The organism is Streptomyces sp. JHA26, from assembly GCF_002005565.1.
Taxonomy (GTDB): Bacteria; Actinomycetota; Actinomycetes; order Streptomycetales; family Streptomycetaceae; genus Streptomyces.
Genome location: NZ_BDJC01000008.1, coordinates 43,070 through 59,085, shown reverse-complemented (window position 1 = coordinate 59,085; position 16,016 = coordinate 43,070). Strand labels below are relative to the sequence as shown.

15 protein-coding genes are annotated in these 16,016 nt (G+C 73.3%); 5 read left to right on the top strand and 10 right to left on the bottom strand.

From position 1 onward, the window contains the following. Positions 1-87: 87 nt before the first annotated feature. From JHAT_RS07240 to JHAT_RS07220, 5 genes are all read right to left on the bottom strand, one after another. Positions 88-888, bottom strand: coding sequence for an SDR family NAD(P)-dependent oxidoreductase (locus JHAT_RS07240; protein WP_077797202.1), 801 nt, complete (start codon positions 886-888; stop codon positions 88-90). Between the two features lie 55 nt (positions 889-943). Continuing rightward, a complete protein-coding gene (locus JHAT_RS07235) occupies positions 944-1,858 on the bottom strand; it encodes an SDR family oxidoreductase (RefSeq protein WP_077797201.1) in 915 nt (304 codons plus the stop codon). A 148-nt stretch (positions 1,859-2,006) separates the two neighbouring features. Continuing rightward, positions 2,007-2,636: an MBL fold metallo-hydrolase gene (locus JHAT_RS07230; RefSeq protein WP_077797200.1), complete on the bottom strand. Its 630-nt coding sequence runs from the start codon at positions 2,634-2,636 to the stop codon at positions 2,007-2,009. Beyond that, on the bottom strand, positions 2,636-3,724 hold the full coding sequence (locus JHAT_RS07225; RefSeq protein WP_077797199.1) for an S-(hydroxymethyl)mycothiol dehydrogenase: 1,089 nt from the start codon (positions 3,722-3,724) through the stop codon (positions 2,636-2,638). The genes JHAT_RS07230 and JHAT_RS07225 overlap by 1 nt, the downstream gene beginning before the upstream one ends. Positions 3,725-3,924: 200 nt before the next feature. After that, positions 3,925-4,206 carry a hypothetical protein gene (locus JHAT_RS07220; protein WP_077797198.1) on the bottom strand — a complete coding sequence of 94 codons (282 nt, stop codon included), beginning with the start codon at positions 4,204-4,206 and terminating at the stop codon, positions 3,925-3,927. Positions 4,207-4,379: 173 nt separating this feature from the next. Here JHAT_RS07220 and JHAT_RS07215 point away from each other — a divergent pair, with 173 nt between their 5' ends. Next, a complete protein-coding gene (locus tag JHAT_RS07215) occupies positions 4,380-4,745 on the top strand; it encodes a nuclear transport factor 2 family protein (RefSeq protein WP_077797197.1) in 366 nt (121 codons plus the stop codon). 324 nt (positions 4,746-5,069) lie between these two features. Further along, positions 5,070-6,329, top strand: a complete 1,260-nt coding sequence (locus JHAT_RS07210; protein ID WP_077797196.1) for a YncE family protein — start codon at positions 5,070-5,072, stop codon at positions 6,327-6,329. A gap of 274 nt (positions 6,330-6,603) precedes the next feature. On the opposite strand, the gene JHAT_RS07205 is transcribed toward JHAT_RS07210, so the two are convergent. The 5 genes from JHAT_RS07205 to JHAT_RS07185 form a co-directional block, all read right to left on the bottom strand. Then, positions 6,604-7,104, bottom strand: a complete 501-nt coding sequence (locus tag JHAT_RS07205; RefSeq protein ID WP_077797283.1) for a metallophosphoesterase — start codon at positions 7,102-7,104, stop codon at positions 6,604-6,606. Positions 7,105-7,273: 169 nt separating this feature from the next. After that, positions 7,274-7,453: a hypothetical protein gene (locus tag JHAT_RS07200; protein ID WP_077797195.1), complete on the bottom strand. Its 180-nt coding sequence runs from the start codon at positions 7,451-7,453 to the stop codon at positions 7,274-7,276. A 99-nt stretch (positions 7,454-7,552) separates the two neighbouring features. Continuing rightward, a complete protein-coding gene (locus JHAT_RS07195) occupies positions 7,553-7,972 on the bottom strand; it encodes a CBS domain-containing protein (protein ID WP_077797194.1) in 420 nt (139 codons plus the stop codon). A gap of 118 nt (positions 7,973-8,090) precedes the next feature. Further along, complete coding sequence (locus tag JHAT_RS07190) at positions 8,091-10,532, bottom strand: SpoIIE family protein phosphatase (RefSeq protein ID WP_171990784.1); 2,442 nt, start codon at positions 10,530-10,532, stop codon at positions 8,091-8,093. Positions 10,533-10,749: 217 nt separating this feature from the next. Then, on the bottom strand, positions 10,750-12,105 hold the full coding sequence (locus tag JHAT_RS07185; RefSeq protein ID WP_077797193.1) for a S1 family peptidase: 1,356 nt from the start codon (positions 12,103-12,105) through the stop codon (positions 10,750-10,752). A 567-nt stretch (positions 12,106-12,672) separates the two neighbouring features. On the opposite strand from JHAT_RS07185, the gene JHAT_RS07180 reads away from it, so the two are divergent. The 3 genes from JHAT_RS07180 (at position 12,673) to JHAT_RS07170 (ending at position 16,015) form a co-directional block, all read left to right on the top strand. Beyond that, positions 12,673-12,888 (top strand): hypothetical protein, encoded by a 216-nt coding sequence (locus JHAT_RS07180; protein WP_077797192.1) that lies wholly within the window; start codon positions 12,673-12,675, stop codon positions 12,886-12,888. Between the two features lie 101 nt (positions 12,889-12,989). Next, positions 12,990-13,796, top strand: coding sequence for an HlyD family efflux transporter periplasmic adaptor subunit (locus JHAT_RS07175; protein WP_077797191.1), 807 nt, complete (start codon positions 12,990-12,992; stop codon positions 13,794-13,796). Beyond that, positions 13,793-16,015, top strand: coding sequence for an NHLP family bacteriocin export ABC transporter peptidase/permease/ATPase subunit (locus tag JHAT_RS07170; RefSeq protein ID WP_077797190.1), 2,223 nt, complete (start codon positions 13,793-13,795; stop codon positions 16,013-16,015). Before JHAT_RS07175 ends, JHAT_RS07170 begins: the two co-directional genes overlap by 4 nt. The last annotated feature ends 1 nt before the right edge of the window (position 16,016 follow it).

Genomic DNA, 16,016 nt, shown 5'->3' with positions numbered 1-16,016 from the left:
AGCCGGCCGGTGGCCTCGGTTGCCCGTCGCGCCGCATCGCGACGAAACAGTGACGAACGACAACGGGGGCCCGCGTCGGCGGCCCCGTCAGTCCGTGCCGCCCCGTCCCTTCAGAGCCTGCCGGAATCCGGTGTTGACCGCGGTCAGGCCGCCGTCGACGGTCAGAGTGGTCCCGGTGATCCAGGACGCGTCGCGCGAGGCGAGGAAGGCGACGGCCGCCGCGATGTCCCCGGGCTCTCCGACCCGCCCCAGAGGATACAGCCCCCTCAGCGCCGCCAGTTCCTCGTCCCGGCCCTCCCAGGCCGTGGTGCGCACGGTGCCCGGCGCCACCAGGTTGACGCGGACGCCCCGCGCGGCGGCGTGTCCGGCGAGGGTGCGGGTCAGGGAGGCCAGACCCGCCTTGGCGGCACTGTAGGCGTGGTTGCCGAAGTCCTGGGCGCCGTTGACCGATCCGATGCTCACGATCGCGCCGCGACCGGAGGCCGCCAGGCGGGGCAGGGCGGCGCGGCAGCAGCGGTAGGCGCCGGTGAGGGTGACGTCGAGGTCACGCGCCCACGCCTCGTCCGGTTCGTCCTCGAAGAGCGGGGCGTCGGGGGTGCAGGCGTAGGCGTTGTTGACCAGCACGTCGAGGGAGCCGAAGACGTCGACGGCACGGGCGACGGCCGCCTCGACGGACGCCCGGTCGGAGACGTCGCAGCCGAGGGCCTCGGCTGCGAGTCCCCGTTCACGCAGCGCCGCCGCGGTCTCCTCGGCTGCGGGCCGGTCCGCGTCGGTCACCAGCACCCCGGCCCCCTCCTCGGCGAGCCGTGCGGCGGTGGCGGCGCCGATGCCGCGCGCGGCGCCGGTGACGAGCACGCCGTGTCCCTCGAAACGCATACGGTCGGTCATGGGACCGACCGTATGCCGGTCACGGGACCGGCGGTAGGGCGCGGGCGCCCGGTGGTCAGCGGTAACCGGTCACGTCCGCCGGCTTCCCCGCGTCCTGGACCTCGACGAGGTAGCGCCAGGCGTCGGGACGGCTGCCGTCGAGGTCGGTGAAGCCGTACTCCTGTGCGACACCGCCGCTGGAGAGGGAGAGGCCGTTGAAGCGTGCCACTCCCGGGTCGGCGGCCAGTGCGGCCACGGCGCGGCCGACGTAGCGGGGGGTCTCGGAGATGGCGAAGTGGGGGACGCGGTCGAGGGCGTCGCGCCAGTTGTCCTCCCGCACGCCGAATTCGTCGAGCATGATCTCCGAGCGCATCCAGCCCGGTGTCAGCGCGACGGCGGTGGCGCCGCGCGATCCGAGTTCGTGGCCGAGGGCGAAGGCCATGCGCAGCACCGAGGACTTGGCGAGGTCGTAGAAGAAGGAGACCCGGTAGCGGTCGCGGTTGTAGTCGGCGGTGCCGTCGGTGACCTCGACCACGAGCCCGCCGGGGTTGCGCAGCAGCAGGGGCAGGGCGTGGTGGCTGGTGATCGCGTGGGTCTCCACGGCGAGCCGCAGGAGCTTGAGGCCCTTGTCGAGGTCGTGCTCCCAGACGGGCTTGTCCCACTCGAAGAGGCTCTCGCCGCCCCAGATGTCGTTGACCAGGACGTCGAGGCGGCCCTGCTCGCGGGCGATGCGGTCGACGAGCGCGGCGACCTCGGCCTTCTCGAGGTGGTCGGTGGGGACGGCGATGCCCTTGCCGCCGGCCTCGGTGACCAGGTCGGCGGTGTCCTCGATGGTCTCGGGGCGGTCGTACTCCGAGCGCCGGGCGCGGGTGGTGCGGCCGGTGACGTAGACGGTGGCGCCGGCCGCGCCCAGTTCGACGGCGATGCCGCGTCCGGCGCCGCGGGTCGCTCCGGCGACCAGTGCGACCTTGCCCTCGAGTGAATGTGTCATGTCCGGTTCCCGTTCCTTCTCTTCACGAGCCCATCCCGACCGCGGATGAGCGATGTCGTGATCGAGACTGCCCGGGAAACCGGACATCTTCTGTCACCTTTTCCGCGTGTCTCCCGGCTTGGTGCCGGGTATGCCACGCGGCCCGGTGTCAGTGGCCGCGCCGGATCCACTCCTCCAGGTGCGGGGCCTCGGCGCCGATCGTGGTCGGGTCGCCGTGGCCGGTGCGGACCTCCGTGCCGGGCGGCAGCACGAGGAGCCGGTCGCGGATCGAGTCGATGATCGTCGGGAAGTGGGAGTAGGAGCGTCCGGTGGCGCCGGGGCCGCCCTGGAAGAGCGTGTCGCCGGTGAAGACGGTGCCGAGGCCCGGGTCGTACAGGCAGACGGCGCCGGGGGCGTGTCCGGGGGTGTGCAGGACCGTCAGGTCGGCGCCGGCGGCCTCGATGACCTGGCCGTCGGTCAGCCAGGCGTCCGGTTCCCGGTCGGGGTGGGTCTGCTGCCACAGCGGCATGTCGTCGCGGTGCAGCCAGATGGTGGCGCCGGTGCGCTCGGCGAGGGCGGGAGCGGCGTTCACGTGGTCGTTGTGGGCGTGGGTGCACACGATGGCGGTCAGGCGCCGGTCCCCGACGGCCTCGGCGATGGCGTCGGCGTCGTGGGCGGCGTCGATGACGACGACCTCGTGGTCGTCGCCGACGAGCCAGACGTTGTTGTCGACGTCCCAGGTGCCGCCGTCGAGGCTGAACGTGCCGGAGGTGACGAGGCGTTCGATGCGGGCGGTCATCACAGCACCACCACCGAACGCAGCACGTCGCCGGCGTGCATCCGCTCGAAGGCCTTCTCGACCTCGTCGAGGCGGATGGTCTCGGTCACGAACGCGCCGAGGTCCAGGCGTTCTTGGAGGTGGAGGTCGATGAGCATCGGGAAGTCGCGGGAGGGCAGGCAGTCGCCGTACCAGGAGGACTTCAGCGATCCGCCGCGGCCGAAGACGTCGAGGAGCGGCAGTTCGAGCTTCATCTCGGGTGTGGGCACGCCGACGAGGACGACGGTGCCGGCCAGGTCGCGGGCGTAGAAGGCCTGCCGGTAGGTCTCCGGGCGGCCGACCGCCTCGATGACGACGTCGGCGCCGAAGCCGCCGGTCAGTTCGCGGATCGCCTCGACGGGGTCGTTCTCGCGGGAGTTGACGGTGTGGGTGGCGCCCATGGAGCGGGCGGTCTCCAGTTTGCGGTCGTCGATGTCGACGGCGATGATCTTCGCGGCTCCGGCGAGGCGGGAGCCGGCGATCGCCGCGTCGCCGACGCCGCCGCAGCCGATGACGGCGACGGTGTCGCCGCGGCCGACGTTGCCGGTGTTGACGGCGGCGCCGATGCCGGCCATCACGCCGCAGCCCAGCAGTCCGGCCACCTCGGCGGAGACGGCCGGGTCGACCTTGGTGCACTGTCCGGCGGCGACCAGGGTCTTCTCGGCGAAGGCGCCGATGCCGAGCGCCGGGGAGAGTTCCCGGCCGGTGGAGGCGAGGGTCATCCTCTGCTTCGCGTTGTGGGTGTCGAAGCAGTACCAGGGGCGTCCGCGCAGACACGCCCGGCACGTGCCGCACACCGCACGCCAGTTGAGGATCACGAAGTCGCCGGGGGCCACGTCGGTGACTCCGGCGCCGACCGACTCCACCACGCCCGCGGCCTCGTGGCCGAGCAGGAAGGGGAAGTCGTCGCTGATGCCGCCCTGCTTGTAGTGCAGGTCGGTGTGGCACACGCCGCAGGCCTGGATCTCGACCACGGCCTCGCCCGGTCCCGGATCGGGCACGACGATCGTCTCGATCCGTACCGGCTCGTCCTTGCCCGGTGCGATCACGCCGCGTACTTCCTGCGCCATGGTCCTGACTCCTTCTTCGGCCACTCGTGGTTCCTCCCGACCCTACGCGCAACTGATCGGCAGGACGCCGGTGACGGGGCGGTCCGCGCGTCCGGGCCGGTGAACGGCGGACCGCGTCCGCGCGGCCCGTGGCAGGGCCCGCGCACAGGTGAGGGCCGCCCGGACGTGGGCGGCCCTGTGCGGGGGGGGCGGCGCGGGCGTCAGCCCCGGGTGGCGGGGCCGAGCACCGGTGACAGCAGGCCGACGAGGGTGAGCTGCCGCACCTGGTCGCGGGTGTCGGGCCGGTGCAGGTGGGTGGAGGGGGTCGTCCGGGCGTCCTCGCCCCCGAGGGGCAGGCCGTCGGCGGCGAGCGAGTGGGGCACCGGGACGAGTGTGCCGTTGGCCGGCGAGCCCGTGCCGGCGGCGCTCGCCGTCGGTGCGACGAGTGCGGTGACAGCCGCGGCGAGAGCGGCGGCGGTGGCGATACGTCGTGTGGGGATCATGTCTTCGGCAACGCCGGCGGGACGGTGGCGGACACGGGCGGACGGGGCGTCCTCACCCGTCGGGAGCAGCGGTACGACGGGGCTTGCCGGAGCCGTCCGGGCGGAGGACTCTCGAAGGGGAGGCCCTCGGCGGCCCGTTCCCGGTCGGGCCGCGGCCTTCGAAGGAGGTCGTCATGGGCACCAGCACAGGCCCCGGCTTCGACATCGAAGCGCTGCGCCGGGGCATCGAGGAAGAGACGGCGGAAACCCTCCTGTCGCTCTACGCGGACGACGCGGAGGTCCGCATCGTGGACCGCTACACCCAGCCCAGCAGCCCCAAGGTCCTGCACGGCCGCGACGAGATCGCCGAGTTGCTCGACGACGTCTACAGCCGCGACATGACGCACCGGCTCGAGAACTGCGTCGTCCAGGGCGACCAGGCCGCCTTCACGGAGTCCTGCGCCTATCCCGACGGCGCCCGGGTCCTGGCGGAGTCGATGATGTCGCTGCGGGACGGGAAGATCGTCCGGCAGACCATGATCCAGGCCTGGGACGAGTAGCCGGAGCGGCGGAACGGCCCGGGGCCCGGGCGTTTCCGGGCCCCGGGGTCACCGGTGCGACGGTCCGGTGACCGAAGGGCGGACAGGAGCCGGCCGGTGGTCCGCCGACGGCCTCGTCGAGCGTCGCGGCGGTCCGGCAGCCGTGTCCTCCTGTGCGCCGGCCCCGGCGCCACCTCCTCGCGCCCGGGCCGGTTTTGTCGTGTACGCGGTCTTGTGGAGAAGGGCAGCCCTTCCTTACTTTTCAGTAAGTTCACTCCGGACGCAGCTCCGTCCGGGGTTCCCGCACCCGCGCGCCCCGCCCCCGCCTCCAGAGGAGAGAGCAGCATGCCTGTCCCCAGATCCAGGCACCTTTGCTCCATGGCCGCCGCCCTCGCGCTCACCGTCACCGCTCCCGTGACGGCGACCGCCGCCACCACGTCCCCGGACGCCCCCACCGCGCTGCGCGAGGTGATGTTCGTCGGCAACAACTGGGACGGCACCGCCGACGTCATCCGCTCCACCGGCGACTTCGCGAGGATCGGCCGGATCAGTGTCATCCCCGACCGGAAGGAGCGGATGGCCGAGATCAACGCCGACCCGATCCGGTGGATCTACTTCCAGGCCATCCGCAACAGTGTCGGCGAGGGGCACGACCAGTTCGTCGACGACATGTACTCGACGCCGGACGGGAAGGCGGTCGTCGTCTCCCGGCCGAGCTTCGCGGACGTCGTGTCCATCGACCTCGCCACCGGGCGCCTCAACTGGCGGTTCCCCGTGTCGGGTCACCGCGCCGACCACATGGCGGTCTCGCCGGACGGCACCCGGGTCGCGGTGTCGGCCTCCACGTCGAACACCGTGCACGTGCTGGACATCGACACGGGCCGGCAGCTCGGGTCCTTCGGCACCGGGGCCAAGCCGCACGAGAACATCTTCACCAAGGACGGCAAGTACATCTGGAACATGTCCATCGGCGAGGTCAACACCGCGCTCGACGCCCCCTGGCTGGACTGGACGAAGGGTGACCGGCGCATCACCGTCGTGGACGCGACGACGTTCCGGCAGGTCAAGGTGATCGACATGCGCGAGCGTCTCGACGCGGCCGGTCTCGGCGACCACTCCGACGCCGTACGGCCCGCCGTGTTCTCGCCCGACGAGTCCAAGCTGTACTTCCAGGTCTCCTTCTTCAACGGCTTCTTCGAGTACGACCTCGCCACCGACCGGATCACCCGGACCAAGACCCTGCCGAAGAATCCCGCCACCAGCGAGGACCGCACCACCTGGGTCAACGACTCGCGGCACCACGGCCTGTCCATGAGCCCGGACGGCGCCAAGATCTGCGTCGCGGGCACGATGGACGACTACGCGACGGTCGTCGACCGTACGACACTGGAGGAGGGCCCGCTGGTCACGGCCGCCAAACCCTACTGGGCCACGGTCAGCGGCGACGGCACCCAGTGCGTGGTCTCCGAGAGCGGCGCCGACCAGGTCACCGCCATCGACTTCGCGACCGGCGAGAAGACGGTCTCCGTCCCGGTCGGCGACCATCCGCAGCGCGTCCGGCTCGGCCATGTCACGGCCGGCTGGACCGGGCCGTCGGCCGACTGACCCGGTGTGCGGGCCGCAGCCCGCGGCCCGCACCGAAAATGTCCGCGCCTTCGTGTGTGAGCCGCGCGCAGGGGGGTAGTCGCCCGGCATCGGATGAGGCATGCATGACCTCCGCAGCACTCCTGACGGAAGGAGGTCCGTGACAGCGCACACTCATAGCGCCCGGGCCGCTTCCCCCGACATGGAGCGACCCGGCACGTAGCGGGCAGCGCCCTCGTGGGCGCTGCCCGTCCCTGTTCCTCCCCCTCTCCCTCCCCCTGCCCTGTGGAGCCGGCTAACGCCGCGGCAGGCGGTGCAGTCCGACGTCCTCGAGGCGGCCGTCGGCGACCGTGGCGGTCATGTACGTGCAGTACGGCTGGCGCCGCCGGTCGGTCGGGGAGCCGGGGTTGAGCAGCCGCAGGCCGGTGTCGGCCGTGGTGTCCCACGGGATGTGGCTGTGGCCGAAGACCAGCACGTCGAGGTCGGGGAAACGGGCGGCACAGCGTGCCTCCCGGCCCTTGGCGGCACCCGTCTCGTGGACGACGCCGAAGCGCAGGCCACCGAGGTCGGCGCGGGCCACCTCGGGCAGCCGTGCGCGCAGGCCGGGTCCGTCGTTGTTGCCGTACACCGCGACGAGTCGCCGGCTGCGGTCCTCCAGGAGGTCGAGCGTGTCCGTGTCGACCCAGTCCCCCGCGTGCAGGACGACGTCGGCGCGCGGGATCTCCGCCAGCAGGGGCGCGGGCAGTTCCCTGGCCCGCTTCGGCAGGTGGGTGTCGGACATGAGCAGCAGGCGCACGTGATCCACTCCAAGCGCGCGGAATCCTCCGTGAGCGGGCGGGGCCGTCCGGCCGGCAACCGGTCGGTCCTGCCCGTCGCCGCAGTCGGGGACCCGGGGGCGGCGGGCCCGGACACGGGCCGCGCCGGCACGGTGGCCGGCGCTCGACGATCTCGGTCGCGGGGTGCGGTCAGTCCTCGCCCCGGACGATGTTCGACTCCTGGCCCGCCTGCGGCGCGCGCGGGGTGTCACCGTCCTCGACGGCCGGCACCCAGGTGCGCAGGGCGCCCTTGGTGCGCAGGCGGCGGGCTTGCGACCAGCCCGTCTCCAGGCGGCGGACGGCGGGTTTCTCGCTGGTGTCCGCGGTCACGGAGCATCATCTTCCTTCTTCTGTGTCCGGCTTCTGTGTCCGGTGCCGTTGTCCGGCGGGTCCCCGGGCGCGCGCCGGTGAAACCGGCGCGCGCCGTCCTCACGGGTTGGGCCGGGCCACGCTGATGTCGCCCAGCGCCGAGTCCGGGTCGCGCTCCATGGCCAGGTCGCCCAGGGCGACGATGCCCACGGGGTGTCCGCCGTCGACGACCGGGACGCGGCGTACGGCGTGCTCGCGCATCACCCGGATCGCACGGTCCAGTTCGTCGTCGGGGCCGACGGTCACCAGGTCGTCGCTGCAGGCGCCGGCCACGGTGGTCTGTTCCAAGTCGCCGCCCTCCGCGACGGAGCGGATCACCAGGTCGCGGTCGGTGACCAGTCCGCGCAGCCGGTCGTCCTCCGTCACCAGGACGGCTCCGAGGTCCTGGTCGCGCATGATGCGGGCCACCGCGGTGACCGAGGTCTGCGGCTCGACGGTCACCGGGTCGGCGGTCATGATGTCGCGGACGTGCTGTGTCATGACGTCCTCCTCGGGGAGTCGCTGTCGGCTTCACCGGCCGGGTACCCGGCGGGGCGGCGGCGATCCGTCCGGTTCCGGTCGGGTGCGGGGCGGTGTCCGGCGGACGGGCCCGGCGGTCTCACCGGCCCAGCGCGATCTCGCTCCACACCTGCTTGCCCCCGCTGACCGGCAGCGTCCCCCACGTGGTCGACACCGCCTCGACCAGCAGGATGCCGCGCCCGCCCGTGGCCTCCCAGCCGATGCTGGTCGGTTTGGCGGGCGTGCGCGGTGACGCGTCGGCGACCGCGACGCGCAGCCGGCCGCCCACCAGGGTGAGGTCGAGGCGGACCGTGCCCTCGGTGTGCACCAGGGCGTTGGTGACCAGCTCGGAGACGACGAGGAGCACGGCGTCGACGTCGGCCGGCGGCACGCCCCACGAGCGCAGGGTGCGGTGGGTGAAGCGGCGGGCGTGCCGGACGGCCTCGGGCAGCCGCCACACCGTCCAGGTCTCGCGCAGCGGACGCGTCCGCATGCCGTCGTAGCGCACCAGCAGCAGGGCGACGTCGTCGCTGCGGCGGGCGTTGCCGAGCAGGGCGTCGGCGACGAGACCGAGGTGGGCGGGGTCGGACACGGCCAGCGCGTGCGCGAAGCGGTCCATGCCCTCGTCGATGTCGGCGTCGGCGGACTCCACGAGCCCGTCCGTGGTGAGGGCGATCAGGGTGCCGGGGCGCAGCCGGAGCGGGCTCATCGGGAAGTCGGCCTGCGCCACCACGCCGAGCGGCGGACCGCCCTCCGCCTCCGCGATCTCCGTGGTGCCGTCGGGGTGGCGCAGCACCGGCGGCGGGTGCCCCGCGCGGACGCACCAGGCGGAGCCCTCCTCCATGTCGAGGTCGACGTAGACGCAGGTGGCGAAGAGGTCGGTGCCCATGTCCGCCAGGAGGCGGTTGGCCCGGGAGACGACCACGTCGGGCGGGTGTCCCTCGACGGCGTAGGCGCGCAGGGCGGTGCGCATCTGGCCCATGAGGGTGGCGGCGCCGGCGCTGTGGCCCTGGACGTCGCCGATGACGAGGGCGACGTGGTGGTCGGGCAGCGGGATCACGTCGTACCAGTCGCCGCCGAGCTCCAGTCCGGCCGTGCTGGGCAGGTAGCGGGCGGCGGCGACCGCGCCGGGCAGTTTCGGCAGCCGGCGCGGGAGCAGCTGGCGCTGGAGCATGCCGACGAGTTCGTGCTCGGCGTCGAAGGCGTGGGCGCGCATCAGGGCCTGCCCGGCGAGGCCGGCGGAGGCGGTGAGCAGGGCGCGCTCGTCGGGGCCGAAGTCGTGCGGGGAGTCCCAGCCGATCAGGCAGACGCCGGCCGTGCGGCCCGCGGCCGGCAGCGGCAGGACGGCCAGGCCGCCGGGCCCGACGTCGGCGAGCGCCGGTTCCAGTGCGGTGCCGGCCGGCCAGATCTGGGCGCGCCCCTCGCGCAGCGCCGCGGCGAGGGTGGGCATGGCGCGCACGGGGGCGTCGGGCCACTCGGTGCGCCACTCCAGCCGCCACAGCTCGGGCCACGACTCCGGTTCGGGCGGGTCGAGGACGGTGACGACGAGACGGTCGTTCTCCAGCTCGGCCAGGGCGATCCGGTCGGCGCGCAGCGGCCTGCGCAGGGCGGCGACCACGGCCTGGCTGACGTCGCGGACGGTGCCCGCGGTGGCCAGGGCGGCGGCCAGGCGCTGGACGCGGGCGACGTCGGTCACGTCGGGGCGCAGGGTGGAGGCGTCGGCGACGGTGCCCACGAGGCGGGCCGGCCGTCCGTCGCCACCCGGCAGCAGGCGCCCGCGCAGTCGCAGCCATTTCGGCGGGCCGGTGGGCTGCAGCACCCGGAACTCCAGCTCCCGGTCGCCGATGGACATGTGGTCGGCCTCCACCACGGACATCAGCGAGGGCAGGTCCTCGGGCACGGTCAGGCCGAGCAGCGTCTCGACCCTGCCGTCGAAGTCGTCCGGGGTGAGGGCGAACAGCCTGAGGATGTCGTCGCCGACCCGGACCCGGCCGGTGTCCATGGCCAGGGAGAACGCGTCCGGCCGCAGTTCCCGGCTCTCGGTGGCCACGGGCGGGGCGGGGCCGACGGTCGCCTCGGCGACCAGTTCCAGGCAGGCCCGCTCCTCGGGGCCGAAGCCCCCCGGGCACTCGGTCAGGGCGAGCAGACAGCCGCCGTCGCGCGGCACGGGCAGGGCGGCGAGGGAGAAGCCGCTGGAGGGGACGCGCCGCGATTCGGCGGACTCGGCGAACGCCTCGGGGCCGAGCCACACCGGCGCCCCGCCCCGGCGGGCGTCGGCGACCGGGGAGCCGCCGTCCGCGGGATAGCTGTCGCGCAGGCCGTACAGCGTCCTCGGCACGCCCACCGACTCGGCGAGGCAGAGCAGCTCGCGGTCCTCGCCGGGTGTGTACACGGCGGCGAAGGCGGCTCCGCCGAACACGAGCGCCTGTTCCAGGACGCGGCGCAGTCGTTCCCTCCGGTCCGGGAGGGCGGCGATCGCCTTCAGGGCATCCTCGGCACGCAGCGTTCTCGTCCCGCTCTCCGCGGTGCCCTCACTGACCACGTCGCCATTACAGCGCGTATGGGACGGCCGCGCAGCCCCTGTGAGCGGGGAACCTGCGATCCGGGCGCGGGGGCTTCGTCCGGACGAGGAGACGGTGCGCCTCCCGTACTGGATGAGGAGGTCCGCGGCCCGGTCCGGCCCTCCGGCGGGAGGGCCGGACCGGGCCGCGGACCCGTACGGGGCGGGTGGGAGGGAGGATCGGAGCGGGTGGCGGGAGTCAGTGGGTCCGGGTCGGTCCGGAGCCGTCCGGGCTGCCGGCGCCCGTCCCGTCGCCGGCCTGCCCGGCCCCTGTCCCGTCGTCGGCGTCCCCCGTGGCGTCACCGGCCTCCGCGCCACCGGCCTGGTCGCCGACACCGGCCTCCGCGCCACCGGCCTGGTCGCCGGCACCGGTCCCCGCGCCACCGGCCCGGTCGCCCGCGCCGGAGTCCCCTCCGCCCGCCTGGTCGCCCGCGCCGCCGTCGCCGAGCGTCGCGCCGACCGCCTGCAGGGCCGTGGTGACCGGCTGGAAGAACGTCTCGCCGCCCACCGTGCAGTCGCCGCTGCCGCCGGACGTGAGGCCGATCGCGAGGCCGTCCCGGGTGAACAGGGAGCCTCCGCTGTCCCCGGGTTCGGCGCACACGTCGGTCTGGATGAGGCCGGTGACGGTGCCCTCGGGGTAGTTCACGGTGGCGTCCAGGCCGAGGACCTGTCCGTCGGCCAGTCCGGTGGTGCTGCCCATCCGGAAGACCTGCTGTCCGACCGTCGCCTCCGCCGCGCCGCTGATCGCGACGGTCCGGCCGCCGACGTTCACCTCGCTCGGCGCCTCGGTCGCGGGGTCGTCGTAGGTGACGAGCGCGAAGTCGCCCTGGCCGGGGAAGACGGCCTGGTCGACGGTGGCGATCGGCTGCCCGCCCTGCGCGTCGGACCACTGCGCGGCGGCGACGCCGCAGTGACCGGCCGTCAGGAAGGCGGGCGAGCCGTCCGCCGCGGTGACGTTGAAGCCGAGCGAGCAGCGGGCACCGCCGCCGAAGACGGCGTCCCCGCCGGACACGAAGGGTGTGAAGGTTCCGGCCGACTTCCTGAGGGTGGCCATGCCGGGCCCGAGCCTGTCGACGGTGGACTCCAGCCGGTCCCACGCGGCGCCGGTGACGGTGCTGTCGGCGGTGACGAGGATCTTGTTGGTCCGGGGGTCGACGGCCCACGAGGTGCCGGGAATGGTCGCCTCGGTCTTCAGGGTCCGTGCGCCGGCCCTCAGTTCGGCGATGCTGTTGTCCACCTCGCGGACGGCCGCGCCCGCCTCCTTTGCCCGCACGACGACGTCGTTGTCGTCGCCGGCCACGACGTTGACGACGAGCTGCTGCCTGCCGGCGTCGTAGTAGGAGCCGGCGAAGGCGTCGCCGAGCAGTCCGGAGAGCTGTGAGGCGAGGTCCGGGGCCTCCGCCGCCTTGAGTGTCCTCGGCGCGGCGGTGGCGCCCGGATCACCGCCGTCCTGGGAGGCGTTGGCGTTCGGCAGCAGGACGGCGGCCGCGCCGAGCGCCACCACCGCGCCCGCCGCCATCGCGGCCCTGCGCTTCGGGATTCGCTTGTGACTCAAGCTTCTCGACCTCCTGGGACGGGGTTCGTGCCGCCGTACGGCGGCAGTTCGGGGGCGCCTGGACGGCTGTTGGTACGCACGGTCCGTACGGGCCGTTCAATCGCGTCACCTCGGCACGCTCCGTGTCCGGGCGGACACGCTCCGTTCCACTCGCGGAGCGGAATCCCGGCTTCAGCGAATCTGCACATCGGCTGCCCAACCCGGTCACGCGGATTGGCCGTTCTCCACAATCGCCGGGGGGCGCGCACGCCTTTGGTGCGGGAGTGCCGGATTCGCGGCGCCGCGGGCGGGGAGCCGCACGGCCCGATGCCGTCCCCGGTGTGAAGAAGTCGCCGCGAAGACGTGCGCACTCCTGCACGGTTGGGCGCCTCGGCGTCGCAAGAGCCCAGGTGAGAGCGGTGATTGATTGGAAGGGCCGACCGGCCGCGTGCTTTGATCCATCGCACCGCGGGGGCCGCGGAGGGCTCCGGAGACGGACGCCCGGCCGCCCGTGGTCGCGGCCGTCATCTGTCCCCAGAGGGGGCCGCTCCCCCCTTGTGAATTGGCTATACGAAGGGAAGTTCCATCATGAACTCCACCCCCCAGGTCGAGACCGTCGAGATCTCCGACGCCGAGCTCGACAACGTCTCCGGCGGCCTGAACGTGAACGCCGTCGGCACCGTCACCGGCCTGGTGGACGGCATCGCCCCGGTCTCGGGCCTGCTCAACACCGTCGTCGGCACCGTCGAGGGTGTCACGGGCCTGAACACGGCTCCGGTCACCAACCTGGTCGCCGGTCTCTGATCGCGCCCTCGTGCCGCTGAGTCCCGGAGCCGTACCCCGGCTCCGGGACTTCTCGGCCGTTCCCCGACGGCTTCACAGCGATCTCCTGGGATACGTCCGACGTGCAGTTCCGCCAACAGGCCCTCGCCAAACTCCAGTCACCGGAGGAGCTCGACCTTCCGGTGCGCTTCGCCCGCCCGCAGGGCTGGCTGGTGCTGTCCGTGACCGTCGTCGCGATGGCCGCCGCGTCCGTGTGGGCGGTGACCGGCTCGGTGGCCTCCACGGTCGGCGCACCCGCCGTCCTCACCCACGGGCAGGGCAGTTACGTCCTGCAGAGCCCGGTCTCCGGTCAGGTCACCGCCGTCCTCGCCCGGCAGGGCGAACGGCTGGCCGCCGGTTCGCCGGTGCTGAAGGTCCGCACCGCCGAGGGCGACACCGTCGTCCGCTCGCTCGACGCGGGCCGCGTCAGCGCGCTCGCCGCCGCCGTCGGCCAGATCATCCGGACCGGCGCGGACGTCGCGTCGATCGAGAAGGTCGCCCACGCCGGCGACCCGCTCTACGCCACCGTCTACGTCCCCGCCGAGAACGCCGCCGCCATCCCGGCCGACGCCCCGGTCGACCTGACCGTCCAGTCGGTGCCGGCCCAGGAGTACGGCGTGCTGCGCGGCCACGTGGCGTCGGTGGACCGCTCGGCCCAGTCGGCGCGGTCGATCGGCGCGTTCCTCGGGGACGGCGGGCTCGGCGAGCAGTTCACGAAGGACGGCAGGCCGGTCGCCGTGACGGTGCGCCTCGACACCTCGACGTCCACGAAGAGCGGTTACGCGTGGTCGTCCGCGGACGGACCGCCGTACGAACTGACCTCCATGACGCTGGCCACGGGCTCCATCCGGCTGGCCGGGCAGCGTCCCGTCGATTGGCTGCTGCCGTGAGTACCGCGACCGACACCCGGGGCAGACGCCGCGCCGCGCCGCCCCGGCGCACGGTGCCCAAGGGCCGGGCGAAGACCGTCCGTACGCCCACCGTGCTCCAGATGGAGGCCGTCGAGTGCGGCGCCGCCTCCCTCGCGATGGTGCTCGGCCACTACGGCCGGCACGTCCCGCTGGAGGAGCTGCGCATCGCCTGCGGTGTCTCCCGCGACGGATCCCGGGCGAGCAACCTGCTGAAGGCGGCGCGCAGTTACGGTTTCACCGCCAAGGGCATGCAGATGGACCTGGCCGCCCTCGCCGAGGTGACGGCGCCGGCCATCCTGTTCTGGGAGTTCAACCACTACGTCGTCTACGACGGCATGGGCCGGCGCTTCGGCCGACGCGGGGTGTTCATCAACGACCCGGGCAAGGGCCGCCGTTTCGTGTCCCTGGAGGACTTCGACGGCAGCTTCACCGGGGTCGTGCTGACCATGGAGCCCGGCGAGGACTTCGTCCGGGGCGGCCGCAGGCCGGGCGTGCTCGGTGCGATGCCGGCCCGGCTGCGCGGCACCGCGGGCACGCTGCCCGCCGCCGTGCTGGCGAGCCTGCTGCTGGTCGTGGTGGGCGCGGCGGTGCCCGCGCTGAGCCGCACCTACATCGACATGTTCCTGATCGGCGGGCAGACCTCGCTGCTGGGCGTGCTGTTCACGTCGATGGCGGCGTGCGTGCTGCTCACGGTGGTGCTGACCTGGCTGCAGCAGGCGAACCTGCTGCACGGCCGCATCATCTCCTCCACCCTCTCCAGCGCCCGCTTCCTGCGGCACCTGCTGCGGCTGCCGGTGACGTTCTTCTCGCAGCGCAGCCCGGCCGACCTGGTGCAGCGCCTGCAGTCCAACGACGCCGTCGCCGAGACCCTGGCCCGCGACCTCGCCGCGGCGGGCGTCGACGCGATCGTCGTCGTGCTGTACGCCGTGCTGCTGTACACCTACGACCCCCAGCTGACGTTCGTCGGCATCGGCGTGGCGCTGCTGAACGTCGTCGCGATGCGGGTCGTGATCAAACTGCGCGCGACGCGGACGGCCAAGCTGCGCGCGGACACCGCCCGGCTGACCAACACCGCGTACACGGGTCTTCAGCTGATCGAGACGATGAAGGCGACCGGCGGTGAGGACGGCTACTTCCGCAAGTGGGCCGGGCAGCACGCCACCACGCTGGAGGAGCAGCAGCGGCTCGGGGTGCCGAGCGCCTGGCTGGGTGTGGTCGCGCCGACGCTCGCCACGCTCAACAGCGCGCTGATCCTGTGGATCGGCGGCATGCGGGCGGTCGAGGGGCACATCTCGGTCGGTCTGCTGGTCGCCTTCCAGGCGCTGGTCACCCGTTTCACGGCGCCGCTGACCCGGCTGAACGGTGTCGCGGGCCGCATCCAGGACTTCGCGGCCGACGTGGCCCGGCTGAAGGACGTGGAGAACTTCCGGACCGACCCGCTGTACGGCCGTCCCGGCGGCGGCGACTCCACGCGCCGGCTGCACGGCCACGTCGAGCTGGAGAACATCTCGTTCGGCTACAGCCCCCTCGACAAGCCGTTGCTGACCGGCTTCGACCTGACGGTCGGTCCGGGGCGGCAGGTGGCCCTCGTCGGCGGTTCGGGCAGCGGCAAGTCCACGGTGTCCCGGCTGATCTCCGGCCTGTACACCCCGTGGGAGGGCGTGATCCGGATCGACGGGCAGCGGCTGGAGGACATTCCGCGCGGGGCGCTGGCGTCCTCCGTCTCCTTCGTCGACCAGGACGTGTTCCTCTTCGAGGGCTCGGTGCGCGACAACGTGGCGCTGTGGGACCCGTCGGTCCCCGACGACGCCGTGGTGGAGGCGCTCAGGGACGCCGCGCTGTACGACGTGGTGATGCGCCGGCCGGGCGGCATCCACAGCCGGGTCGAGCAGGACGGCCGGAACTTCTCCGGCGGTCAGCGCCAGCGGCTGGAGATCGCGCGGGCGCTGGTGCGCAGGCCCAGCATCCTGGTCCTGGACGAGGTGACCAGCGCGCTGGACGCGGAGACCGAGCTGGTGGTGATGGACAACCTGCGCCGGCGCGGCTGCGCGTGCGTGGTGATCGCGCACCGGCTGAGCACCGTGCGGGACAGCGACGAGATCGTCGTCCTGGAGCACGGCACGGTCGTGGAGCGCGGGCGGCACGAGGAACTGGTGGCGCGCGGCGGCGCGTACGCGGCGCTGGTCGGGGAGCGGTGAG